Consider the following 22,787-nt stretch of genomic DNA (forward strand, 5'->3'; position numbering starts at 1 on the left):
CCGGTGGGAGGTTGCCGTCCGGGTCCACCACCGCGCCCTCCGAGCGCGGGAAGAACTCGTACCAGGACCCGAACAGCGCCCGCTGCCGGTCCACCACCAGATCGAACGGCCCTGTCTCGGTGAGGAGTTCACGCAGCGGATGACGGGCGAGGGTCTGCCTGATCCGCTCCTCGCCGGCCGCCGCCAGCCGGTGCGCCGGGGGCAGCTTCTCGTCCCGCAGCACTCGCGCCGCGGCCAGCAGGGCGGACCGGCCGGCGCCGCGCGGGACGCCCCCGGCGGCCCGCTCCAGGAGCAACGCCCCTTCCTCCAGCACGAGTTCGATGTCCTGGCCGGCCGGAACCTTGATCTCGGCGGTGTGCAACCAGTCGGCGACCGGGTCGCTCCAGGTCTCCACGGTGTAGGTCCATCGGCCTTCCGCGTCGGGGGTGACCTCGGCCCCCCAGCGGTCGGTACCGGGCGCCAGCTCGCGCATCGGCGTCCACCGGCCCCGGCGGCCACGCGGGCCGCGCAGCACCACATTGGCTCCGACGGCACCGTGCCCCTCACGGAAGATCGTGGCGGTGACGGGGAAGGTCTCGCCCAGTACCGCCTTCGCGGGTCTGCGCCCGAGGTCGACCAGGGGCTGGACCTCCAGCACGGGGATCCGGCCGATGGCCGGGGGCTGCTGCGGATGGGTCGGCTGGATCGTGATCGTGCTCATTTCCGGGATCTCCTCGGCAGGCGGTCGAACGGAAAGGACGAGCGGTACGGACAGGACGAGCGGTACGCGCGGCGCGCGCGGGTGGGGAAGCCGGACAGTGCATGCGGAAACGTCTCGCCAGGGGGATGTCCGGCCGGACTCAATCGGCGGACGAGCGCCGGGCGGCCAGTTGCTCGATGATGGTCCGGGCGAACAGATGGCAGTGGTTCCCGGTGCGGGCGGTGACCAGGTCGCGGTCCACCACGATGTCCTGGTCCACGAAGACCCCGCCCATGTTGCGCAGGTCGCCGAGCAGGTTGTTGTGCACCACCGCCCGGCGGCCCCGGATCACCTGCGGGATAGGGGCGGCCAGCCACATGCCGTGGCAGATGATGCCCTTGACGATGGCCGGGTCGGCGAACGCCCGGCGCAGGAAGGCCGCGGCCGGCGGGAGGCGGTCGACCTCCTCGGTGTACCGCAGGCGGTCGGCGACGATACCGGACGGGACGATCACCGCCGCGAACTCCTTGAGCCCGTACTCGTCCAGTTCCTCGAAGGACTCGTCGACCTCGAACGGCAGCCCGTGCTCGTGCCCCCGGAAGACCAGCCGGTCGTTTCCCCAGAGCCGGGTGAGGAAGTGCGTCTCGGCACCTTCCTCGGCGAACCGGCGCTGGTAGTAGAGGATTTCGGGCTCGTAGAAGTCGCTCTCCATCAGTACCGCGATCTTGAGACCGTTCAGCCGCACGGTCCTCACACCCCTCTCCGTCAGCTGGTGCGGTCGATGACCAGGTCGATGAGGAACGGCCCCGGGTGGGCCAGCGCCTCGGTGATCGCCGGGGCGGCCTGCTCCGGCTTCTCCACCCGGACGGCCCGCACGCCCAGCGACTCGGCGAGCGCCACGAAGTCGATCTCCGGCCGGGTGAGGTCGAAGGCCCCGGGGAAGTCGTGGGGTTCGATGCCCTGGGTCCGCCAGTACTGCTCGATGTTGTGGTCGAGCAGCCGGTAGCGGCCGTTGTTGCAGATCACGAACTTGGCAGCGATCTCGTAGCGGGCGGCCGTCCACAGGGCCTGGAAGGTGTACATGCTGCCGCCGTCGCCGGTGAACCCGACCACCGTGCGCTCCGGGTGGGCGAGCTTGGCGCCGATGGCGCCCGGGATGCCCACGCCGAGCGATCCGCCCCGGGTCTGGAACCAGTTCCCGGGCACGTTCGGCGGGTTGTGCTGGAAGATGCCCGGCGAGCAGGTCAGCGCCTCGTCGAAGAGGATGGCGTCCGGGGGCAGTTGCAGCGACAGCTGGTGGCCGAAGAAGCCGGCCGTCAGCGGCCCGTCCGCCCCGCTGTCCCGCTCCACCGCCTCGGCCAGCGCCGCGGACTTCTCCTCGGCCCATCCCTGCAGCCGGCGCCGGGCGGCCTGCCGCTGCTCCTGGCTCAGCCGGTGCTCCAGCGCGTCGGCGAGCCCGGCCAGTGTCGGCCTCGGGTCGGCCACCAGACCGAGGTCGACCGGGAAGTTCTTGGCGATGGCACCGCTGTCCAGATCGACATGGACGACCGGAGCACCCTCCGCGAACACCCCCTCCAGCGCCGGGAACACCTCGGGCAGCGCATAGGTACCGGTGATCAGCACGGCATCGGCCGCCGAGGTGACCCGACTGCTGACCGAGCCGAACATGTGGCCGAGCTGGCCACGGTAGGCGGGGTGGTCGACCGGCAGGTTCACCTCGGCCCAGTCCGCGCCCCAGACCTCCGCGCCCCAGACCTCGGCCAGCCGGGCGAGTTCCCGCTGCGCCCCGGCGAAGTGGATGCCGTCGCCCGCGATGATCAGCGGCCGCTCGGCTCCGGCCAGCAGCGCGGCGGCTTCCGCCTGGGTGCCCTGCTCGGGCACGGTCGCGGTCCGCAGGTACGAGGTCGGAACCACCGGCTCACTGGTCGGGCTGTCCAGCACGTCGGCCGGCAGCACCACCATGACCGGCCCGTACGGCGGGGTGGCGGCGACCTTGAAGGCCCGGCGCAGCACCCGCAGGGTGGAGTCCGGATCCACCACCCTGGTCGCCCACTTGGTGACCGGTCCGGCCATGCCGACCAGGTCCGCGGCCATCTGGGCCTCCATGCTGTCGTAGGCCAGCCCGGCCTCGCCTACCAGTACCACTAGCGGAGCGTGGCCGCGCATCGCCTGGTACAGCATGCCGATGCCGTTGCCGAGGCCGACCCCGGAGTGCAGTTGCAGCAGGGCCGGCCTGCGGGTGGCCCGCGCGTACCCGTCGGCGAGGCCGACGACCGCGGCCTCCTGCAGCGCCAGCACGTACTCCAGCTCCGGGAAGCCGCGCAGTTCGTCCAGGAAGCCCTGTTCCACGGTGCCGGGGTTGCCGAACATGTACCTGATGCCGTCGGCCTTGAACTGTTCGAGCATCGCCACCCGGGCGGGCCTGCTCACCATGTCGTCCTCTCCATCCGTTCCGTGCGGTAAGGGAGTTGGTCGGGACGGGCGGCCGGTACGATCGCCACGGCCGCCCGTCCCCGGGCTGCGTCAGGCGGTGTAGCCCCACTGCCGCAGGCCCTGCTCCAGGACCTCGACCAGCTTCTGGCCGGTGAGGTAGGAGTCGGGGGTGGAACGCCCGGTGATGAACGGGTAGTCGACGATCACCGAGGTCTCCTTGCCGAAGTTGCCGTGGAAGGCGCCCTCGGGTGCGGTGGCGTCACGCAGGATGTACTCCAGCGGGTACGGCGGCGGGCCGATCACGAAGTCGGTCCCCATGAAGCCGGTGCCGTCCTTGTAGTCGTACTCGATGCAGTGACCGGTGATGTGCTTGTTGCGGATGATGCTCGCCCGGTCGTCCTGCTCCCTGGCGAATGCCAGGGCGGCGACGCCGTAGCACTCCGCGGCGATCGGCAGACCCAGGTGGTAGAAGGCCAGGATCAGGTCGTGGATGCGCCAGTTGTTGGCCAGGTCGACGATCGGGCCGCTGCCGCCGACGATCAGCAGCGCGTCGTAGCGGTCCGCGACCTGCTGCTGCACGTGCTCCCGGCGGGTCTGGTAGCCCTCCCAGGCCCGCAGGAAGTCGCTGCGGCTGCGGTAGGGCCGGTCGGGCAGCCAGGAGGAGAGGTTCAGCGGGTTGTCCAGCCGGTCCGAGCTGTCGATCGCCTTGACCTTCTCCGCCATCTCGGTGCTGGTCACCGAGCGGCCGAGCGGCGGGTCGATGTACTCGGGGTCGTAACTCGGCGGCAGGGCCACCGGACGCTTGCCGGTGGGCGTCGCGAAGGTGACCTCGTAGCCGGCCTCGTCGAAGGTCTCCAGCGGACCGATCAGTTCCTCGCCCCAGTAGCCGTACTCGGAGAGGACCACGAGAATGCGTTTCTTCGCCATCGGTGATGGCCTCCTTGGAGGAAGGTGGGTTGGCGGCACTCGGTGGCGTCGGGCGCGCCGTCCGGAACCGGATCCGGCCGCCCTCGCAGTGCCCGACTCCTGTGTAGCAAGCGGCTGCAGGGGGCCGCGAGAGTCGAGGGGCGACCCGTCGGGCACACGTCAGGTCCGTCTGCGCACTACTCCAAGTCGAGCCTCTGCCGAGCTGGTTCGGGATGTCCCGGGGTGGAGTGGGGTGGACCGGGGTGGGTCCGGGCGGTTTCGGGCCACTGCCGGGCCAGTTGGGCGCACCGAGCGGCTCCGGGCCGACGCGGGGCGGAAAACAGAGATCCCCCGGCCGGTTGCGATGCAACCAGCCGGGGGGATGCCTCTATGCGGAGGCTATATGACGCTACGTCAGCTGACCGGAGTGCGGACCGTGCTCTCCAGCAGGCCCCGGTAGCGGCGGCCGGCCTCGGCGACGTCCTCGTCGGTGTAGGTGCGGACACCCTGGAAGATCAGCGGGTCGGCGTAGACCATGCCGCACAGGTGTGCCGTGGCGTCCAGCGGGAGGAGCAACTGGCGGGCGGTGAACCGGTTGTAGCCGTCCGGACGGTAGGACTTCTCCGGGCCGCCGGTCGTGGTGACGAGCTGCAGGGTCTTGCCGTGCAGGGCGTCGCCGCCGGCGCCGTAGGCGAAGCCCTCCAGCAGGACCTCGTCCAGCCACTGCTTCAGCCGCGGCGGCACCGAGTACCAGTAGAACGGGAACTGAAGCACGATGACATCGTGCTCGACCAGCAGCCGCTGCTCCCGCTCGGCGTCGATCGGGCCCTCTGGGTAGGCGGCGTACAGGTCGTGGACGGCCACGTGCTCGGTGTCACGGGCCTGGGCCACCAGGGCGGAGTTGATCCGCGAGGTGTCCGGGTTCGGGTGGGCGAACACGACAAGGGTGCTGGTGGAACTGGGCATTGGGGGCTCCAGTGCTTGTTGGGTCGGCCCCTGCCCCGCCCGTGCGCTCGCGGCACGCGGGCCGGGCACGGTACCGGAGGGTTCGGTCAGCGCTCTTCGAGCAGCCAGTCGCCGACGCGGTCACCGATCATGATGCAGGTGAGGTTGGTGTTGGCACGGATCATGATCGGCATGACCGAGGCGTCCGCGACGCGCAGGCCGGGCACGCCGTGGACCCGGCAGCGGGAGTCGACGACGGCCATCGGGTCGTCGGCCGGGCCCATCTTGGCCGTGCCCACCGGGTGGAAGTGCGTTCCGACCGCCGACATCATGAACTCGTCGAGCGCCTCGTCGGAGGCCAGCACCTCGGGACCGGGCACCATCCGGCCGGTGGCGAACATCTCGAAGGCCCGGCTGCTGGCGATCTGGGCGGCCAGCCGCATGCCGGTCCGCAACCGGCGCCGGTCCTCGGGGTGGTCCAGGAAGTTGAACTCGATGTGCGGAGCCGCCTCCGGGTCCGTGCTGTCGATGGTCACCCGGCCGCGCGAGAGCGGCCGCTCGATGCCGGCGGAGAGCATGAAGACCTTGTCGGTGCCGACCGCCTCGACCAGGGCGGGGGCGTAGCCGTTCAGGTCGACGTGGTTGAACAGGTAGATCTGCATGTCGTTGAACTCCGCCGACTCCGGCGCCGTGTACTGCAGCAGGATCTGCGTCACGGGCAGCGAGTCGTCGTAGACACCGGGCCGCGGCTTCAGGGTGACCATGCAGGTGGGGTGGTCGAGCAGGTTCTCCCCCACCCCGGGGAGGTCGGCCACCACCGGGACCCCGAGCCGCTCCAGGGTGGCGGCCGGGCCGATGCCCGAGCGCATCAGCAGGGCCGGGGTGCCGATGGCCCCGGCGCAGAGGGTGATCCGGTCGGCGTGCACCGTCTCCGCGACGCCGTCGGTGATCACGCGTACCCCGACCGCCCGACCGTCCTCGAAGACGATCCGGTCGACCGTCGTGTTGGCCCGGATCTCCAGTTGTTCACGCTTGCGCACCGGTCCCAGGTACGCCGTGGCCGTCGAGACCCGAGTACCGTCCACCAGGTTCTGCGCCAGCGGTCCGACACCGGTGCCCTCCGGCGAGTTGTGGTCCGGCATGTCGGGGAAGCCGAGGCCCTTGCAGGTGTCGAGCAGTGCCCGCTGCAGCGGGGTCAGCTGCTCGTCCCGCCAGCGGGCGACCGGGATCGGGCCGCCCTTGCCGTGCAGCGGCTGCCCGAAGTCCTTGTCGTCCTCCATCCGGACGAAGTACGGCAGGACGTCCTCCCAGGTCCAGCCGTCGTTCCCGAGGCGCGCCCACTCCTCGAAGTCCAGCGGGTGCGGACGGACCGCCAGGCAGGTGTTGATGGCGGAGGTGCCGCCGACCACCTTGCCGCGGGCCAGGTGGATCTCCCGACCGGGGACGGCCTCGGCCTGGTAGCCCCAGTCGTGCCCGGCGAAGGACGGGTAGAGGCCGTTGCGCAGGTTCTCCGGCAGGGTCCCGGGGTCTGGGTAGTCCGGGCCGGCCTCGATCAACAGCACCTGGTTGGACGGCTCCTCGGTGAGCCGGGCTGCGACCACCGCACCGGACGATCCGGCGCCGATGACGATGTCCGTGTATTTGACCATTGCGACAAGCTCCTTGTCTGCGACAGTTGTGCGACATGAGTTGTGCTGGTGGTGCGAGGGGTGCGGTGCGGAGAGTGCACTGTGCAAGGGAGTGCGAGGCGCGGAAGGTTTGCGGTGCGGGCGACCGCGTGGTCCGGCTGCGGGCCACGCGGTCGCCCGGCCGGATCAGTGCTGGTGCGTGCCCCACCAGCGGCGCGGCGTCGTGATGACGGCCGTGATCAGGGCCAGCAGCAGGGTGTAGGCGAGGCTCGCGGCGAAGGCCCGGCCGTAGTGGCCGGGGGAACCGGCACTGCCGAGCGTGCCGTAGAAGATGATCCCGATCAGGGCCACGCCCAGCGCACCAGCCATCTGCTGGGTGGTGGAGAGGACACCGGACGCGGAGCCGGTGTGCTCACCGGGTACGCCGAGCAGCACCTGGGCGATCAGCGGCGGGCCCATCGCACCCATCCCGGCCCCGATCACCAGCATGAGCAGGGCCAGCAGTGCGGTGCTCGGGCGGCTGTCGGCCCGGAGTGCGACCAGTGCCATGGCGATCTCACCGATGCCCAGGATCACCGCACCGAGGGCCAGAGTCCGGTGGCCCAGCGCGCGGACGATCCGCGGCGAGCCCATCGAGAGCGCGAAGAAGCCGACGCCGCAGGGCAGGCAGACCAGCCCGGACTTGAGCGCCGAGAAGCCCAGCCCCTCCTGCAGGTACAGCGCGAACACCAGGAAGAAGGAGGCCATCCCGGCGTAGACGGTGAACATCGTCAGCAGTCCGGTCAGGAAGCTCCTGGTCTTGAAGAGCGCCGGCTCGACCAGCGGAGTGCCGCCGCGCTGGGAGAGCTGCCGCTGGTGCCGGGCGAAGACGCCGAGCACCACCACGCTGGCCACCAGGCACACCCACGACCACAGCGGCCAGCCGGCCTGCCGGCCCTCGACCAGCGGGATCAGCAGCAGCAGCAGACCGGGGGTGACGATGGCGAACCCGACCAGGTCGAGACCGCGGGCGGTGGCCGAACGGCTCTCCGGCACCAGAGAAGGAACGAGCGCCAGCACGGCCAGTCCCACCGGGACGTTGACCAGGAAGCAGCTGCGCCAGCCCAGGCCGAGGACGTCCGCCTGGATCAGCAGGCCGCCGATCACCTGGCCGCTGACCGAGGCCAGACCGATCGTCATGCCGAAGCCCATGAAGGCCTTCGGCCGGTCCTCGCCGGTGTAGGTGACGTTGATGATCGACAGCACCTGCGGGAAGAGCAGGGCCGCGGCCACGCCCTGCGCCATCCGGGCGAGGATCAGTAAGTTGGCACTGGTGGCCAGACCGCAGCCGGCCGAGGCCAGCGTGAACAGGGTCAGGCCGATGACGAACAGCCGCCGCCTGCCGTACAGGTCACCGAGCCGACCGCCGGTGATCAGCCCGGCCGCGTAGGCCACTCCGTAACCGGCCACCACCAGCTGGATCTGCGCGCCGCTGGCGTGCAGGTCCGACTGGGCCGACGGGATGGCGACGTTGACGATGAAGAAGTCCAGGATCGTCATGAACGTGCCGACGAGGATCACGGGAAGGGCCAGCCAACGGCGTCCGGCCGACCCGGCCGTGGGTGGGGCGAGTGCTCCGGGTGTTTCGGAGACGGTATTGCTCATTGGAGATCACTCCGTTGCTGTGCGAGGGAAAAGAGCCCGGCGACGGCCGGACGGTCGGCTGGGCAGCTACAGCGCCGCGGAGCCCGGCATCGGCGCCAGGTCCTCGACGATGTACTCGGAGATCTTCGGTTCGCCGTCGCGGAGGACCACGGTCCAGGTCTGGGTGGCGTCGAAGCCGAGCCACTCGCTCCTGGCGGCTGGCGGACTCCACACCCTGGCCTGCCAGTTGACCACGACCTGGATGTCGGCCCGGCCGTCGGCGTTGGTGCGCACCTCGACCGACTTGACCTCGTGGACCTCGTCGAAGAACCGGTTGGTGACGGCGGCGTACCAGTCGTGGAAGTCCGCCGAACCGCGCAGGGTCGCCTCGGGGAACACCATGACCAGGCCGTCCTCGGCCAGGAACGGGGTCACCTGCTCGACGGCGTCGTGCCGGTCGAGCGCCTCGTACCACTCTCGGACGATCTCCTCGATCTGCCCGGTGGTCAACTCCTGCTTTCCCATGGGGATTTCCTTTCCGGAATGGGTGGACAGCGAGCCGCCAGGGCAGTTCCTCTGCCTCAGGCAGCCAGGCTCCCGCACCGTCGCCGCCTCACCACGGCGGATGCGGGCACTGCGTGCGCATCTGAGCAGGTTCGCGCTCGTACTACGTCAAGTCGCCGGCCGGGCGGGAGTGCGCGGCGGCCCGCGCACTCCCGTCGGCCGCGGGTCAGGCCAGTTCGGCCGGGTCCTGGTCGACGTACCCCTGGCTGACCTCGACCACCACTCCGTCGGGGTCGGTCACCCAGACCGTGCGCCAGCCGGGGATGTGCTCGTCGAAGCCCAGCGGTCCGAGGGAGACGTCGAAGCTCCCGTCGGCCGCCGACAGGAAGGCGTCGAGGTCGTCCACCTGGAACGCCAGGTGGCGTACCGAGCCCGGGTTCGGCGGGCCGTCCCCGCCGGCCCTGGCGGCCGGCTCCGCCTGGGCCGGGAACAGCTCCAGGCAGGCGGCGTCGTTGCGCAGGAAGACCACCCGGACGTCCGGCGTCTCGACCACCCGCGCCCGGCGGAAGCCGAACCAGCGGGTGTAGAACTCCTCGGTGCGCTGCTGGTCCTGGCAGTTGAGGCCGACGTGGGCCCAGCGCACGCCGTTGGCTCCCGCCATCACGCCACCTTCTCCAGTGATCGGACCCGGTAGGTGACGATCTCCAGCCGGCCGGTCCGGAAGGACCGCCGCACCTGCCAGGACTGCAGCCCGCGGAAGGCCGAGCGGGATCCGTCGGCGCGCGTGGTGGCCTTCCAGATGACCGCGAGGTCCACGTCCACCGCGCCCGCGAGGTCGCCGGGGGTGACCTTGAGGTACTCCAGGTCGTGGGTGTGCTCGTGGAAGGCCGCCATGACCGTGGCGTACCACTCGCGCACGTCCTCGACGCTGGTCAGGGTCCCCTCGGGGAAGTCCATCCGCAGCCCGGCCGGGCTGAGGAAGCCCAGCAGCGTCTCGACCGGCGCCTCCGCGGTGATCGCGCCGAACCAGGAGGTGGCGAAGGCCAGCACCTCGTCGGCGCTCGGCTTGGTCGCCAACGGGACCACCTGGCGCAGCAGTTCGGAGCGGGGCTCGTCCGCCAGCGCCGGCAGGAAGGACTCCCACAGCGACTGGTCCTGCGCGAGGTGGGCGTCCAGGTGCTCCTGGCTCTCCCACTGCTCGACCAGCGTGAACCGGTAGGGGTCGGCGTCGTGCTGGAACCAGGTGAACTGCAGGCAGCCGGCGTCCCGCAGCGAGCGGCGTTCGATCGCGCCGAGCGTCTCCAGCGCCTGCTGCTCGTGGCCCGGCCTCACGGTGATGTGCAGTGCGTAGGCGAGCATCGGTGCTCCTCTCTCTCGGTGGTCAGGTCGTTCCCGGGTCGGCCCTCGGCCGCCGTCACGGCAGGGTGACGCCGAGCTGCTTCATCAGGCCGGTGGTGTCGGCCTGCACCCAGCGCTCGACGATCTTGCGGTTCTCGATCCGGAACACCTCGATGCTGGTCCACTGAACCTCCTTGCCGGTCGGCTGCACGCCGAAGAACTCCCCGACGTGGCGCCCGGTGAAGGTGAGGTGGATGACGATCTTCCCGCCCTCCGCGGGGTAGATCAGGTCCTGCTGGGAGGTGAACTCCAGCGCGGCCTTGGCGACCTTGAGCAGCTCCTTGAGCTCGGCCACGCCGGTCACGCTCCAGGCCGGGTTGCGGTCCACGAACGACTCGTCGAACAGCTCGTCCATGTCGTCGTAGCGCCGCTCGTTCACCACGTCGTTGAGGCGGCGGATCAGCTCGACGTTCTCCGCGTCCGGCGACAGCTGGTTGCGCAGGCCGAGCAGGTCGTCCTCGGCCCAGCGCTCGACCAGCATGCCGTCGGCGACCCGCCAGATCTCGGTGGTGGTCCAGGAAACCGCCTTCCCGGTGGGCGCGAAGCCCAGCACCGGCCCGACGTGACGGCCGGTCAGCGCGACCCGGGCGATGATCCGGTCGCCGGTGGTCAGGATCTCCTCCAGCTCGGCCCTGATCTGGAGGGTCTGTGCGACCCCGCGCAGCGCCTCCTGGTACTGGGCCACGCCGTGCACCTCGAAGCCCGGGTGGTGGTCCTCGAAGTCGGGCGCCATCACCTGGGCGATCCCGTCGTAGTCACCGTCGTTCAGTGCCTTGAGGAAGCGGTTGTACAGGTCGACACCGGCCTGTTCGGCAGCGGTTGCCATGATCGGCTCCTTGGGTTCGAAGGGTACTCAGCTGTCGGTGGTGCGGATCAGGTCGGCGGCTTTCTCGCCGATCATCACGGTGGGTGCGTTGGTGTTGCCGGACACGATCACCGGCATGATCGAGGCGTCGGCGATCCTCAGGCCCGGGACGCCGCGGACCCGCAGCTGCGGATCCACCACCGCGTCACTCCCGGTGCCCATCCGGCAGGTTCCGACCGGGTGCCACAGCGTGGTGGCCTCGGCCGCGACATAGCCCCGCAGCTCCTTCCCGGTCCCGAAGGCCGGTCCGGGGGCCAGCTCCTCGCCCCGGAAGGCGTCGAAGACCGGGGTGTGCGCCAGCTCCCGGGCCAGTTCCACGCCCTCCACCAGCACGTCCACGTCGGCCTGCTCGCCGAGGTAGCCGGCCCGGACGACGGCCGGCTCGTGCGGGTCCGCGCTGCGCAGGCTGACCCGGCCCCGGCTGCGCGGGGTGAGCAGGATCGGGGCGAAGGTGAAGCCGTGGCCCTCCCCCGCCCGCGCCGACGCACTCGCGGGCAGGAACTTGACCGTGCCGAAGGTGAACTGCAGGTCCGGTGGCGCGTCCGCCGGTGTGAGCCGGCTGCGGGTGAACAGGCCCGCCTCGGAGATGAGTTCGGCCGACGGATGGGTCTGCAGGGACTGGTAGCAGACCGGTACGAAGACGTGGTCCTGCAGGTTGCCGCCGACGCCCGGGAGGTTCTGGACGCAGCGGATGCCCTGCCGCTCCAGGTCCGCCGCCGGGCCGATGCCGGAGAGCATCAGCAGCTTGGGGGTCTCGAAGGCGCCGGCACTGAGCACGATCTCGCCCTCGGCCGTCGCCGTGCGCAGCCGGCCCTCGTGCAGGTGCTCCAGGCCGGCCGCGCGGCCGTCGCGGAGCACGATCCGGGTGGCGTGCGCACCGGTGCGGATGGCCAGGTTCGGCCGGTCCGCGGCCGGCCGCAGGTATCCGGTGGCGCAGCAGCAGCGCTCGCCCTCGGCGGTCCGGTTGGTCTGGTAGAGGAATCCGAAGCCGTCCTGCCGGGGACCGTTGTAGTCCGCCTCGGGTGCGGCGTAGCCCAGGTGCTCCGCCGCGGCCACGAAGGCCTCCGCCACCGGGGTCGGGTCACGGTGGTCCTGCACGCTGATCGGGCCCGAACTGCCGCGGTCCTGGGCGCCGGTGGGGTAGGACTCGGCCCGGATGAAGTACGGCAGCACCTCCTCGAAGGACCAGCCGGTGTTCCCGAGGGCGCTCCACCGCTCGTAGTCGAGCCGGTTGCCGCGCACCCACATCAGCGCGTTCACCGAGCTGCAGCCGCCGACTCCCTTGCCACGGGCGATCGGTATGCTCCGCCCCTCGAGGTGCGGCTCCTGCTCGGTGGTGTAGCCCCAGTCGATTCCGCGGCCCCAGGGCTCCGTCCAGAGCGCCGTCAGCGAGGGCACGTCCACCCGGTTGATCTCCGGCCGGGTGTGCCAGTCGCCCGCCTCCACGAGCAGGACCGAGCAGGAGGGGTCCGCACTGAGCCGGCTGGCCACCGCACAGCCCGAGGATCCGGCGCCGACCACGATGTAATCGAAATTGTCGACGGATCGTTCTGCTGACATGGCGTGATCCCCCTTTTCGACTCTTCCGACGCTACCGCCGGAGGAATTCCGATCGGGACTTCTGCGTTCCGGGATTGGGTGCTTCGCGAACTCGGACCCGACATTGCGTCAGATTCCGTTCTCAGCAAGGAATCAGAGGAGATCCACGGCCCGGCGGAAGAACAGCGGGATGGTCCTTCCGGTGGTGAGCATCCAGTACTCGATGCCGTTGACCGCGATCAGCACGGCGGCGGTGACGGCCAGGGTGACCAGGCCGGGGACGAGCGGTGCGGCCGGCGCGGCCAGCAGCAGGCACAGGCCCGCGATCACCCTGGTCGAGGAGGCCCCGCCGAACATCCGCCAGCGGGTGTAGCCGAAGGTGAGGGTGAACAGACCGGCTCCGATCGGCACGAGTGCGCCGATTCCGGTGTGTGGCGCGGCGGTTGGCTCGGACACGATCCGGCTGGTGCCGACGGCCACCAGCAGCAGCCCGACGACCAGGATGAAATGGCCGTAGCTCAGGACGTCGCGAACCACCACGGCCTGCGTCCGGTGGGTGCGCAGCGCGTGCTCCACCGCCGGGGCCACGTAGTGGAAGTAGAGCCACCACAGGGCGCAACCGGTGACGAAGCTCAGCACCACGGCGCACATCCCGGCGAGGTCGAGGTGCGAGGTCGCGGCGCGCAGACCGGCCGAGAGCACGCACTCGCCCAGCGCGATGATGATGAACAGGCCGAACCGCTCCGGGAGATGGCTGGGTCCGAAGGTCATCCGGTGCAGCCGGTCCCGGTGGACGACCGGCGCGGCGATCTCCGCGAGCACGCCGGTCGCCCACACCGGGCCGCGGATTCCGGCGGGCAGCAGGGCGCCCGCGACGAGTACGGTCGCGCAGGCCCAGCCGACGTTGTGGTGGTTGATGCTGTGTGAGATGGCCCGGGTGCACCGGACGCACTGCGCCATCAGCACCCGCAGGCCCAGGTAGGAGCCGGCGAACAGGAGTGCCGCGCCGCGGTGTTCCAGCGCCAGCGGGGCGCTGACGCCCATGGTGAAGGTGGCGAGTCCGGCCGCGAACAGCAGCAGGCGCTGGGTGTTGGTCTCGCTGACCGCGTTCAGCGCGAGCGTCATGCTGACCCACGCCCACCACAGCGGTAGCAGGACCAGCAGGGCCTGGGCCATGCCGCCCCAGCTGGGGGCCTCGGCCAGGATGTGCGCGGCCTGGCCGATGCCGAAGACGAGCACGAGGTCGTAGAAGAGTTCGGCCCAGGTGGCACGGTCACGGGTCGGCGCCGAGGGCGTGGTGGCCGGGTTGGCTGTCATGGCGTTGTCCCTCGCTAGGTCGGAGCGGTGAACAGGGTTCGGTGACCGACCCGGCAGTGGGTCGGCGTGCCTCGTCCAAGGTGGTGCGGTCCTTTCGGGAGAGGGGTGGTGGCGGCCTATCCGAGGCTCACGGGGCGGTCCGGCTCGCCGGGTCGCGCCAGCTGCTGCAGGGCGTGGAAGCCCCTGGCTGCGGAGACCAGCGTCACGTGGTGGTGCCAGCCGGGGAACGACCGGCCCTCGAAGTCGCCGAGGCCGTAGTCCTGATGGAGCTGTTCGCAGCACCGGCTGGACTGGTGGCGGAGTTCTGCCAGTGCGACCAGCTCGTTCAGCCGGTCGCCGCACAGGTTGGTCACCAGGTAGGTGCGCGGCTGCGGACGGCCGAACGGCCACTCCACCACCAGCTGGCGCGGCGCCGGCGAGCGGCCGGTGGCGCCGGTGGTGAGCGGGACGAGCATGAACTGCGAGTGCTGGTACCGGCTGTCGGGCCGGTCCCGCCAGACCGCCACCGACCTGTCGGTGCGCAGGGCGGGGTCGCGGGCGACGGCCGCGGCCGTCCAGCGCCTGGCGGAGGTGCTGCGCTCGGTGCTGGGGTACGAGTGGACCGGCCGGCCGGGCAGTTGGGTGGTGGCGCCGACCTCGACCAGGTAGCCGAGGCCGCGCTGTTCGAGTCCGAGCAGCAGCGGTTCGACCTCAGGTTCGAAGCTCCAGTCCGCGAGTACCGGCGCCGGGGGCAGGTCCCAGTCCTGGAGCATCTCGTCCACCGAATCCAGCAGGTAGTGCCATCTCGGCCGGTGCCGCTCCTCGTCGGGCACCCGGGCCTGGGTGCGCAGGTCCTCGTCCGCGTCCCAGTGCCTGGGCATCAGCAGCCGCCAGTTGACCGGCAGGCTGGCCTCCTGGCTCACCAGCGAGGCGGCCAGCGCCAGCTGGCAGTTGACCATCCGGCCCTCGGCCGGCACGAACTGGCGGGCGACGCCGACCGAGCGGGTGCCGTTCTTGCGGAAGACCACCTCGTCGAAGGCCCAGGCCTGCGGCTGGGTGGCCGCGCAGAGCCGTTCGGCGAGGTACCGCCGCAGTTCCGTCGGGTCCCAGGTGCTCTGGTTGACGAACTGTTGGATGGGCTGGGTGGCCGGCCGGCCGAGCACGTGCTCGGCGATGTTCCGCGGGGTCCTGCGACCGCTGGCGTGCAGCAGCCCACTCAGGTAGACCTCGCCCCAGCGGCGCTGGTCGGCCCGCCCCAGCAGCGCGAAGAGCTCCTTGCAGTAGGTGGAGAAGCCGTCCGGCGCCTCGGCCGCTTTCGCCGGACGGACTTGCAGCATCGTGGACACATCGATCCTTCGGGGAGTCGTGACGCCTGGTCAGCCGTGACGCCGGCGGTCAGTAGTCGTCGCAGGGGGCGGTGGGGTCGAGCAGGAAGGCGTCGGTGGCCACCAGCGCCTGGGCGACCTCGGGCAGGGCGCAGCCGACGATCACGAAGTCGACGTCCAGCCCGATCTTGGTGCGCTGGAAGAGCAGTTCGTTGATCACGGGCCGGGCGAGCTCGGTGACCTTGCACAGGTGGAACTCCACCCGTCGCGGCTCGCAGGACAGCGCCTCGGTGAGGGACCGGCGGAACTTCTCCAGCTCCTCCAGATCGATCACGCCCTCGCAGTGGATGTGGGCGGTGCGGCCGTCGAAGTCGCTGGAGATCCGCAGCCGCATGTCGGCCGGTTCCAGTTCGACCCGGACCCGCACGGGCCGGCTGGTGACCGGGAGTTTGACCGTCAGGGCCTTGGCGTCGAAGTCCTCGAACGGCTCGTCGTCGATCCACACCCGGCCGATCTGGACCGACCCGGTGGGCAGCAGGTCGGGGGCGACCCGCAGGATCCGGTCCGGGTACGCCTCGGGCCGCGGCCGGAAGTGCAGGGTGAGCGGCGCGGAGTCGTTCAGCAGGCCGGTGTAGACGGCGGCCAGGTAGCACAGCTCCAGGGCGTGGTAGCCGGCCATCGAGTGGCTGCCCTTGAGGCGCTCGGTGCCCACCAGGTAGGGCATGCCGTCGGCGAGCACGTTGAAGTAGACGCCGCCGTCGTCGTAGTCGAGGAAGAACGCGTTGTAGAACGAGGCGGCCTCGCGGGCCAGCCGGCGGTGCTCCGGGTCGCCGGAGACACCGGCCAGGATGAGGTAGGCGAGGATCGCCTGCTCCTGCTGCCACCAGGCCTTGCGGTCGTGCCAGACCAGGCGGTGGGTGCCGCTGTCGGGGTCCGCCTTCCGGTCCACCACGTCGTACCAGCCGCCCCGCTGCTGGTCGCTGCCGACCGGCGGCATGATCTCTGCGATCCGCTCGGCCAGGGCGGCGTACTCGGGCTTGTCGTGCAGGGCGCGGATCCGGGTGAGGTTCCAGGCGATCTTCAGGTTGTGTCCGACCACCGCGCGGTCCTGCTGCCAGCCCCAGGTCCGGTCCGGGCTCCAGTCCTCGTGGAAGCGCTCCTGGACGAAGGGGCTGTCGGGCTCGTCCGGGAAGTACCGGACGATGGTGTCGGCGGTCTCCTCCAACAGGTCGGCGAAGTCCTGGCGCTCGGTGGCCAGATAGGCGTTGATCAGGTAGGCCGGTGCGTGGTCGCCGATGGAGTTCCAGTTCTTGCGGGCCCGGTTGCGGCCGAGCGCGTCCGAGCGCGGGTCCATGGTGATCGGGTCGAGGTGGGAGAAGAACCCGCCCTTGTCCTCGTCCTTGAAGTACCGGTGGAACAGCTCGACGGTGCGGTCGATGTCCGACATGATCCGCGGGTCGCCGGTGATCCGGTAGGTCTGGGTCGGGCCGGCCAGTGCGTAGATCTGCTCGTACATCGGGACGGCGTCGTAGTCGTCGCCGAACTCCGAGGCGAACACCTTGCGCTGGCCGCTCTCGGCGATGTCGATGCCGTGGTACCAGTAGACGATGCCCTCGCGCTCGTCGGCGACCTGCATGTGCTCGCGCAGGTACTCGGTGCCGGACTCGGCGGCCTGCAGGAAGCGCTCCTCGCCGGTCAGCAGGTAGGCGGTGGCCAGGCCGTAGACCAGCCGGGAGATGGTGTCGGTCTCCTGGCGCACGTCCTCCCCGGTGTCCGGGACGTGGGTGCCGTGCAGGGTCAGCTTGGTGCGGAAGTTGCGCCAGTCGTACACGCCGTCCGGGAAGTGGCCGCGCAGGTAGAAGTCGGCGATCTCGGCGGCCTGCTGGACCCACCAGCCCGGCTTCTCGAAGACGTACGCGCCGCGGCTCTCCTCCGGGAAGGTGATCTGCCGGGCCTCGATCCGCTCGCCGCCCTCCCACTGGTAGAACAGCCCGTGCACGAAGACGTACCGCCCCTCGGCCAGCATGTCCCGGGTGGCGGCGGTGGTGTCGCGGTAGTCGTCGCCGAGGTTGCGGACGATCTGCGAGCCGAGGAAGCCGTCCAGGTGGATGGTGAACTCGCGGCCGTCACCCGTGCGCAGGCCGAAGCGGTCGCGGGTCGGCTCGTACGAGGTCACGTAGCCGGCGATGCAGTCGGAGTAGGTACGCCGGGTGTCGGGAGTGCTCATCACAGGGTGCCTCCGTGGTCGGGCAGCGCCGTCAGGATGACGATGCTGCGGCCGTGGGCGTGGTAGGTGCGGCCGTGGACCCGCTCTTCGCTTCCGGGTGCGAGGAGGTCAAGCGGGGAGTCCTGGGCGGTGTCCGCGACGCGGTGCCAGGGCCGGCCGGGGATGTGCGGCAGCTCGAAGTCCAGGCCCAGGTGGAACATGTTGAGGATCACGTGCAGGTCGGGTTCCTCACCGAAGCCGGCCAGCGTGAACGACAGCACGCGCGCTCCGGTGTCCTCCCAGCCGGGCTGTTCCAGCTTGGTGCCGTGCCAGGTGACGTCCGGCAGGCCGCGGTCGTTGTGGCGGCCGGTGAAGAAGTGCGGGTCGCGCAGGGAGCGGTGGCGCTTGCGCAGCCCGATCATGCCCTGGAAGAAGTGGCGGACCTCGGTCTCCTTCTCGGCCTGGTCCCAGTCCAGCCAGGTGATCGGGTTGTTCTGGCAGTAGGCGTTGTTGTTGCCGCCCTGGGTGTTGCGGAACTCGTCGCCCGCCAGGATCATCGGGACCCCGCGGCTGAGCAGCAGCAGGGCGGCGAAGTTCTTGATCTGACGGATCCTCAGCTGCTCGATCTCGGGCGAGTCGCTCGGACCCTCCACACCGCAGTTCCAGCTGAAGTTCTCGTTCGCCCCGTCCGCATTGGACTCGCCGTTGGCGCTGTTGCGCTTGTGCCCGTAGCTGACCAGGTCGTTGAGGGTGAAGCCGTCGTGGCAGGTGATGAAGTTGATGCTGTTGGTGGGCAGTTCGCCGTCCTTGCCGAACAGGTCGCGGGAGCCGCCGATGCGGGTCGCGATGGTGCCGACCAGGCCCGCGTCGCCGCGCACGAAGCGCCGCACGTCGTCGCGGAACGGCCCGTTCCACTGCGCCCAGCGCCGCCCGGGGAACCGGCCGACCTGGTACAGCCCGCCGCCGTCCCAGGGCTCAGCGATGATCTTGCTGTCGGACAGGATGCCCGACAGCTCGATGCCCCAGAGCACCGGCGGCACCTCCATCTCGTAGCCCTCGGCGCCGCGCGAGAGCTCGGAGGCCAGGTCGAAGCGGAAGCCGTCGACGTGGTGCTCGGTGACCCAGTACTCCAGGCACTCGATGATGAACTTGGCCACCGCCGGGTGGTTGGCGTTGATCGCGTTGCCGCAGCCGGTGAAGTCCATGTAGTGCCGGCGGTCCTGCGGCCAGAGGTGGTAGTAGATCTCGTTGGCCTGGCCGCGGAAGCTGATCGTGGGGCCGTGCTCGTTGCCCTCGGACGTGTGGTTGAAGACGACGTCCAGGATCACCTCGATGCCCGCCCGGTGCAGCGCCTTGACCATGTTCCGGAACTCGGTGATGTGGGTGCACTGGCAGGGGTTGGAGCAGTACCCGGTGTGCGGGGCGAAGAACCCGAACGGGTCGTACCCCCAGTAGTTGTAGAGCGGGACGCCGTGCGGCCCCATCCGCAGCAGCTGCCGCTCGTCGAAGTCGAAGACCGGGAGTAACTCGACCGCGGTGACGCCGAGTTCCTTGAGGTAGGGGATCTTCTCCACCACAGCCGAGAAGGTCCCCGGGTGGGTGACGCCCGAGCTCGGCGAGGCGGTCAGGCCCCCGACGTGCATCTCGTAGATCACGGTGTCGGCCAGCGGCGTGCGGAGCGGCTCGTCGTCCTCCCAGTCGTAACCGGACAGGTCGACCACCATGCTGCGCATCGAGTAGGCGCAGTTGTCCTCGGGGCCGATCGCCCGGCTGCGGTCCCAGAGGGTGTTGATGTTCGCCCGCGAGTAGGGGTCGAGTAGTACCTTGCGGCGGTTGAACCGGGCACCGGTGGCCCGGGTGTGGTTCGGCCCGTCCATCCGGTACGCATAGGTCTGGCCCGCCTTCAGACCGCTCACGTGGCAGTGCCAGAAGTGGTAGCTGCGGTGGTGGTCCGGGTCCAGGTCGATGGTCCTGGTCGGCGCCAGGTCGTCGTAGTTGTCGAACAGCAACAGCTGGACGTGGGTGGCGTGTTCGGAGAAGACCGAGAAGTTGACCCCGTTGGCGTCCAGCGTGGCACCCAGTGGCTGCGAGCGTCCGGGAGTGACCTCTGCAAGCACGACAGGCGACGGCGTTGTGTGACTCACTGTCATTCCCTCATCGTTGTGATCGGCGCGGCTCTCAGGCGGTGCCCGGTCAGGCGACGGCCACCCGGTCGGGCTCCAGCTCGGCGAACGCCCGGCCCCAGTCGGCCAGCGGCGCTCCCGGCTCGTTGAACAGCTCGAAGGTCACGCCCCTGGCCGCCTCGGCGTAGAGGGCGCGGACACAGGCCTCGGCCGCGTCCGTGCGGGAGACCAGGCCGATCCCGCGATCGCCCTGCTCCAGGCGCACCCGCTCACCCGCGGACTGGTCGTCGACCAGCCAGCCCGGCCGCACCACGGTGTAGGGCAGCCCGGAGCCGCGGACCGCCTCCTCGCCCGCCCGCCGCCAGTCGAGCAGCCGGCCGTAGGCGTTCAACGGGTGGCCGCGGTGGGTGACATGGAGCTGGCTGACCAGGACCACGTGCGGCCGCCCGCCGTCCGCGGTGGCGGCGGCGAGGACGTTCCGGACACCTTGGTACATGGTGGTCTCCGGCCGGTTCGGGCCGTCCTCGTCCGTCCCGGGCTCGACGCAGTACACCAGCGCCGAGCAAGTGCCGAGCGGTCCGGCCAGGGTGTGCGGCACCCGCACGTCGCCCTGGCTGAATCCGACACCGGGCGGCAGCGGCCAACGGTCCGACCGGTCGGTACGGCCGATCGCCCACACCCGCTCGCCGCGGTCGAGCAGGCGCTGCGCGATGAGCCGACCGACCCGGCCGGCGCCGCCCACCACCACTACGGGGTTATCCATCGTTCCTCCTCCATTGCCTCGGACTCGTCGCCTTGCTGCTGCTTGCCGCTGGGTCTGACCGCCGGCCGGCGGTCAGACCCAGCGGAGAATGTCGTCGGAGCTGGTGAGAGTGGTCCCGGCCGGAAGACCGGCGATCGCCGGGACGTTGAGCCGGGGGTAGACGCTGACCCCGGAGAGCCGGGCGCCGGCGAAGACCCGCGCACCGTCGCCGACCGCCGAGTAGCCGTCCAGCCGGGCCGGCCGCACCCGGGCCGAGCGGATCTCCGCCATCGGCCCGACGTAACTGTCGCTGATCTCGGCGTACGGGCCGATCACCGCCGAGTCGCCGCAGGAGGCGCCGCTGAGCCTGGCGCCCTCGCACACCTCGGCACCGTCGCCGATGTCGGTGTACTCCAGGCGGACGTCGGCGCCGATGCTGACGTGCCGTCCGATCCGGACCCCGGGGCCGATCTGCACACTGCCTTCGGCGATCTTGTCGGCCAGGGTGGTGCCCGTGAGGTCGTCCCGGGCCGCCAGGCTCGACTCGTGGATCCAGTACCGCGGATCCTCGCTCTGCGGCCGCGGCATCAGCTGGTTCATCCCCAGGTAGTCGCCCGACAGGACGTCGCGCAGGGTCACCAGGTAGTCCTCGACGTTGCCCAGGTCGCCGAGGCGGCCGATCCGGTGCGCGGCCACCCGGTGTCCGTGGCGCACCAGCCAGGGCAGCAGTTCACCGCCCCAGTCCAGCCGCCGCTGGGCCTGGCGCATCAGCGCCGGCTCCCGGGCGGCCCGGCGCAGCCGGGCGCAGTCGACCAGGTACATCCCGGCGTTGGTCGGGATCACGTCCTCGTCGTCGGCCGCGTCGGGGAACAGGCCGTGCAACCGGTCGAGCGCGGGCTTCTCGACGAACCCGGCAACCAGACCGTCCGCCCCGGTTCGGATGGCGCCGTACTTCCCGGCGACCTCCCGCGGGCTGCGGGCCACCGAGGCCACGGTCACCACCGCGTCGGCCGCGTCGTGCGCGGCCTCCAGACCGGCCAGCGAGAAGTCGAAGACGGAGTCGACCGGCAGGACCAGCGCCCGCTCGGTGAGGTCCCACTGCTCCAGGTTGTGCAGCGTGGCCGCACCGGAGCCGACGTTGTAGCGGTCGAAGCTCGACCGGGAGTAGCGGACGTCGACGCCGTAGCGCTCGCCGTGGCCGAGCACCAGCTTGATCTGGCTCCGGTTCTCCAGGCCCTGCGCGACCACGTGGAAACGGCGGATGCCCTGCTCCCGGCAGGCGTCGACCACCCACTCGATCAGCCGGCGGCCGGCGAACGGGAGCAGGGCCTTGCTGCGGATGTAGTCGGCGGACTCCAGGGTGAGGGGCTTGGCCCGTTCCCCGCGCCCTCCGGCCAGGATGATCCCGACCGTGCTGGACTCTCCCCCGGTCATGGCGTTCCTCCCCTAGGCAACCTGTCGACAAGATTCAACATCGGTTGTCAATTCTTGTCAAACGCCTCTGTCAATCTCCCCCTCCACTCAAGTTGAGGCCTGCGGCTTCACTGTCCGATTTATTAACCTTTCCACCTATTTACCATTCAAGGTGCGACGGTTTTCATGAGCACGACATAAGTCTTTCGGCCAATTCGCGAACGGGGATTCCCTGACGATCCGGCCCCATGGCTGGCCAATGACCTCGTGCGCTACGGTCGGTCCGACAGAAGTGACTGTTGGTGTCAATGAGTCGGTAAAGTCAACCGCCGGACACGCGCGCTTTAGGCGAACAGGGATGGACGGGGGCCATGGAGACGGAATTACGCCGCGCTGCCTTTTTCGACCTGGGTTCCTGCTGCAGATCCGTGGCCGGCGCGGTGGTCAGCGCGATCGAGACGCACAGGCGTGCCGGAGACCTGCTGATCCTCGTACTTCCTGACGACCGCGTCCCGCCGCACCCCTACCAGCTCGGACTGCGGATGGATCTGATGGTCTACGCCAAAAGCGCCCGCACCCCGGAGGACATCAACCAGCCGAGCAGCCTCGACAGCGCCAAACTGCAGATCGTCGTGGAGACCATGGCCAGGCTCGGGCTGGACGCCTCACGCTGCTTCGCCTACGGCCACCGTTCCAGCGGGCTCGGCACCCTCGCCGTGGTGGGCAACCCCCGGGTGATCGCCCCCGATCCGGAACTCACCCGGTACGCGCGCTCCCGGGGCTGGCCGTTGATCGACGCGCCGCGGGTGAGCCCGGAGACGCCCTCGTCCTGCTGACCGGACCGCACCGCCGTGCCGCTAACCCTCCTCCCACGCAGGGCACTTGCACCATCACGGCAGGACCCTGATCCCTCCTCACCGGGGAGCGGCGATCGGGCCCGCGGGTTCGCACCGGGTTCCCCCGGCCGCGGCGGAGCCGGTCCAGCCGGTCTCCAGGGCGGCCCCGGCAGGCGGGAGAACGCGCCGCGCCGGGCCGAGAGCCCCTCGAACGGCCCAGTCCCCGGTGGGATGTGCCCGCCACGCGATCGGCGGCCGAACGGCCGCTCCCCGGCGGCCCGACCGCTCCGGACAGGCCCGACCAGCGCACTCCCGCAGGCGTGGCG

The 22,787-nt window shown here is 70.4% G+C and carries 19 protein-coding genes; 1 reads left to right on the top strand and 18 read right to left on the bottom strand.

The features are described 5' to 3' along the window. From ACWDAK_RS21430 to ACWDAK_RS21515, 18 genes are all read right to left on the bottom strand, one after another. Positions 1 to 700: maltotransferase domain-containing protein (locus tag ACWDAK_RS21430; RefSeq protein ID WP_427395786.1), on the bottom strand; the 700-nt coding region annotated here is incomplete at its 3' end. 139 nt (positions 701 to 839) lie between these two features. Further along, a complete protein-coding gene (locus ACWDAK_RS21435) occupies positions 840 to 1,424 on the bottom strand; it encodes a DJ-1/PfpI family protein (protein ID WP_344639732.1) in 585 nt (194 codons plus the stop codon). Positions 1,425 to 1,444: 20 nt separating this feature from the next. Continuing rightward, positions 1,445 to 3,112 carry a thiamine pyrophosphate-binding protein gene (locus ACWDAK_RS21440; protein WP_344639733.1) on the bottom strand — a complete coding sequence of 556 codons (1,668 nt, stop codon included), beginning with the start codon at positions 3,110 to 3,112 and terminating at the stop codon, positions 1,445 to 1,447. Between the two features lie 90 nt (positions 3,113 to 3,202). Beyond that, entirely contained in the window at positions 3,203 to 4,039 is an 837-nt protein-coding gene (locus tag ACWDAK_RS21445; RefSeq protein WP_344639734.1) for a type 1 glutamine amidotransferase domain-containing protein, read from the bottom strand. 393 nt (positions 4,040 to 4,432) lie between these two features. After that, entirely contained in the window at positions 4,433 to 4,984 is a 552-nt protein-coding gene (locus ACWDAK_RS21450; protein ID WP_344639735.1) for an NAD(P)H-dependent oxidoreductase, read from the bottom strand. Between the two features lie 86 nt (positions 4,985 to 5,070). Then, positions 5,071 to 6,612, bottom strand: coding sequence for a mycofactocin dehydrogenase MftG (mftG, locus tag ACWDAK_RS21455; RefSeq protein ID WP_344639736.1), 1,542 nt, complete (start codon positions 6,610 to 6,612; stop codon positions 5,071 to 5,073). Positions 6,613 to 6,777: 165 nt separating this feature from the next. Beyond that, a complete protein-coding gene (locus ACWDAK_RS21460) occupies positions 6,778 to 8,235 on the bottom strand; it encodes an MFS transporter (RefSeq protein ID WP_344639737.1) in 1,458 nt (485 codons plus the stop codon). Positions 8,236 to 8,301: 66 nt separating this feature from the next. Continuing rightward, positions 8,302 to 8,739, bottom strand: coding sequence for a nuclear transport factor 2 family protein (locus ACWDAK_RS21465; RefSeq protein ID WP_344639738.1), 438 nt, complete (start codon positions 8,737 to 8,739; stop codon positions 8,302 to 8,304). Positions 8,740 to 8,944: 205 nt separating this feature from the next. Then, positions 8,945 to 9,379, bottom strand: coding sequence for a VOC family protein (locus ACWDAK_RS21470; RefSeq protein ID WP_427395787.1), 435 nt, complete (start codon positions 9,377 to 9,379; stop codon positions 8,945 to 8,947). Then, positions 9,379 to 10,077, bottom strand: coding sequence for a putative quinol monooxygenase (locus ACWDAK_RS21475; protein WP_427395788.1), 699 nt, complete (start codon positions 10,075 to 10,077; stop codon positions 9,379 to 9,381). The genes ACWDAK_RS21470 and ACWDAK_RS21475 overlap by 1 nt, the downstream gene beginning before the upstream one ends. Positions 10,078 to 10,132: 55 nt before the next feature. Then, positions 10,133 to 10,942: an ester cyclase gene (locus tag ACWDAK_RS21480; RefSeq protein ID WP_427395789.1), complete on the bottom strand. Its 810-nt coding sequence runs from the start codon at positions 10,940 to 10,942 to the stop codon at positions 10,133 to 10,135. A gap of 27 nt (positions 10,943 to 10,969) precedes the next feature. Beyond that, complete coding sequence (locus ACWDAK_RS21485) at positions 10,970 to 12,541, bottom strand: GMC family oxidoreductase (protein WP_427395790.1); 1,572 nt, start codon at positions 12,539 to 12,541, stop codon at positions 10,970 to 10,972. 132 nt (positions 12,542 to 12,673) lie between these two features. After that, positions 12,674 to 13,837, bottom strand: a complete 1,164-nt coding sequence (locus ACWDAK_RS21490) for a low temperature requirement protein A (RefSeq protein ID WP_344639743.1) — start codon at positions 13,835 to 13,837, stop codon at positions 12,674 to 12,676. Positions 13,838 to 13,953: 116 nt separating this feature from the next. Next, complete coding sequence (locus ACWDAK_RS21495) at positions 13,954 to 15,153, bottom strand: IS701 family transposase (protein ID WP_344639788.1); 1,200 nt, start codon at positions 15,151 to 15,153, stop codon at positions 13,954 to 13,956. A 58-nt stretch (positions 15,154 to 15,211) separates the two neighbouring features. After that, a complete protein-coding gene (locus ACWDAK_RS21500; RefSeq protein WP_344639744.1) occupies positions 15,212 to 17,368 on the bottom strand; it encodes an AGE family epimerase/isomerase in 2,157 nt (718 codons plus the stop codon). Then, positions 17,368 to 19,464 carry a glycogen debranching protein GlgX gene (glgX, locus tag ACWDAK_RS21505; RefSeq protein WP_344639745.1) on the bottom strand — a complete coding sequence of 699 codons (2,097 nt, stop codon included), beginning with the start codon at positions 19,462 to 19,464 and terminating at the stop codon, positions 17,368 to 17,370. Before glgX ends, ACWDAK_RS21500 begins: the two co-directional genes overlap by 1 nt. Before the next feature lie 76 nt (positions 19,465 to 19,540). Next, the gene (locus ACWDAK_RS21510) at positions 19,541 to 20,233 is read right to left on the bottom strand and encodes an NAD(P)H-binding protein (protein ID WP_344639746.1); all 693 of its coding nucleotides are present in this window, start codon (positions 20,231 to 20,233) and stop codon (positions 19,541 to 19,543) included. Between the two features lie 72 nt (positions 20,234 to 20,305). Then, positions 20,306 to 21,646 carry an NDP-sugar synthase gene (locus ACWDAK_RS21515; protein ID WP_344639747.1) on the bottom strand — a complete coding sequence of 447 codons (1,341 nt, stop codon included), beginning with the start codon at positions 21,644 to 21,646 and terminating at the stop codon, positions 20,306 to 20,308. Between the two features lie 350 nt (positions 21,647 to 21,996). On the opposite strand from ACWDAK_RS21515, the gene ACWDAK_RS21520 reads away from it, so the two are divergent. Continuing rightward, positions 21,997 to 22,461 carry an HAD family hydrolase gene (locus ACWDAK_RS21520; RefSeq protein ID WP_427395792.1) on the top strand — a complete coding sequence of 155 codons (465 nt, stop codon included), beginning with the start codon at positions 21,997 to 21,999 and terminating at the stop codon, positions 22,459 to 22,461. Positions 22,462 to 22,787: the final 326 nt, after the last annotated feature.

Source organism: Kitasatospora sp. NPDC001175 (assembly GCF_053598215.1).

What these genes read in the sequence shown, in the direction of transcription:
- ACWDAK_RS21440 (WP_344639733.1), bottom strand. Translation starts at nt 3,112, where the DNA reads ATGGTGAGCAGGCCCGCCCGGGTGGCGATGCTCGAACAGTTCAAGGCC.
- ACWDAK_RS21445 (WP_344639734.1), bottom strand. Translation starts at nt 4,039, where the DNA reads ATGGCGAAGAAACGCATTCTCGTGGTCCTCTCCGAGTACGGCTACTGG.
- ACWDAK_RS21450 (WP_344639735.1), bottom strand. Translation starts at nt 4,984, where the DNA reads ATGCCCAGTTCCACCAGCACCCTTGTCGTGTTCGCCCACCCGAACCCG.
- mftG (WP_344639736.1), bottom strand. Translation starts at nt 6,612, where the DNA reads ATGGTCAAATACACGGACATCGTCATCGGCGCCGGATCGTCCGGTGCG.
- ACWDAK_RS21460 (WP_344639737.1), bottom strand. Translation starts at nt 8,235, where the DNA reads ATGAGCAATACCGTCTCCGAAACACCCGGAGCACTCGCCCCACCCACG.
- ACWDAK_RS21465 (WP_344639738.1), bottom strand. Translation starts at nt 8,739, where the DNA reads ATGGGAAAGCAGGAGTTGACCACCGGGCAGATCGAGGAGATCGTCCGA.
- ACWDAK_RS21470 (WP_427395787.1), bottom strand. Translation starts at nt 9,379, where the DNA reads ATGGCGGGAGCCAACGGCGTGCGCTGGGCCCACGTCGGCCTCAACTGC.
- ACWDAK_RS21475 (WP_427395788.1), bottom strand. Translation starts at nt 10,077, where the DNA reads ATGCTCGCCTACGCACTGCACATCACCGTGAGGCCGGGCCACGAGCAG.
- ACWDAK_RS21480 (WP_427395789.1), bottom strand. Translation starts at nt 10,942, where the DNA reads ATGGCAACCGCTGCCGAACAGGCCGGTGTCGACCTGTACAACCGCTTC.
- ACWDAK_RS21485 (WP_427395790.1), bottom strand. Translation starts at nt 12,541, where the DNA reads ATGTCAGCAGAACGATCCGTCGACAATTTCGATTACATCGTGGTCGGC.
- ACWDAK_RS21490 (WP_344639743.1), bottom strand. Translation starts at nt 13,837, where the DNA reads ATGACAGCCAACCCGGCCACCACGCCCTCGGCGCCGACCCGTGACCGT.
- ACWDAK_RS21495 (WP_344639788.1), bottom strand. Translation starts at nt 15,153, where the DNA reads ATGCTGCAAGTCCGTCCGGCGAAAGCGGCCGAGGCGCCGGACGGCTTC.
- ACWDAK_RS21500 (WP_344639744.1), bottom strand. Translation starts at nt 17,368, where the DNA reads ATGAGCACTCCCGACACCCGGCGTACCTACTCCGACTGCATCGCCGGC.
- ACWDAK_RS21510 (WP_344639746.1), bottom strand. Translation starts at nt 20,233, where the DNA reads ATGGATAACCCCGTAGTGGTGGTGGGCGGCGCCGGCCGGGTCGGTCGG.
- ACWDAK_RS21515 (WP_344639747.1), bottom strand. Translation starts at nt 21,646, where the DNA reads ATGACCGGGGGAGAGTCCAGCACGGTCGGGATCATCCTGGCCGGAGGG.
- ACWDAK_RS21520 (WP_427395792.1), top strand. Translation starts at nt 21,997, where the DNA reads ATGGAGACGGAATTACGCCGCGCTGCCTTTTTCGACCTGGGTTCCTGC.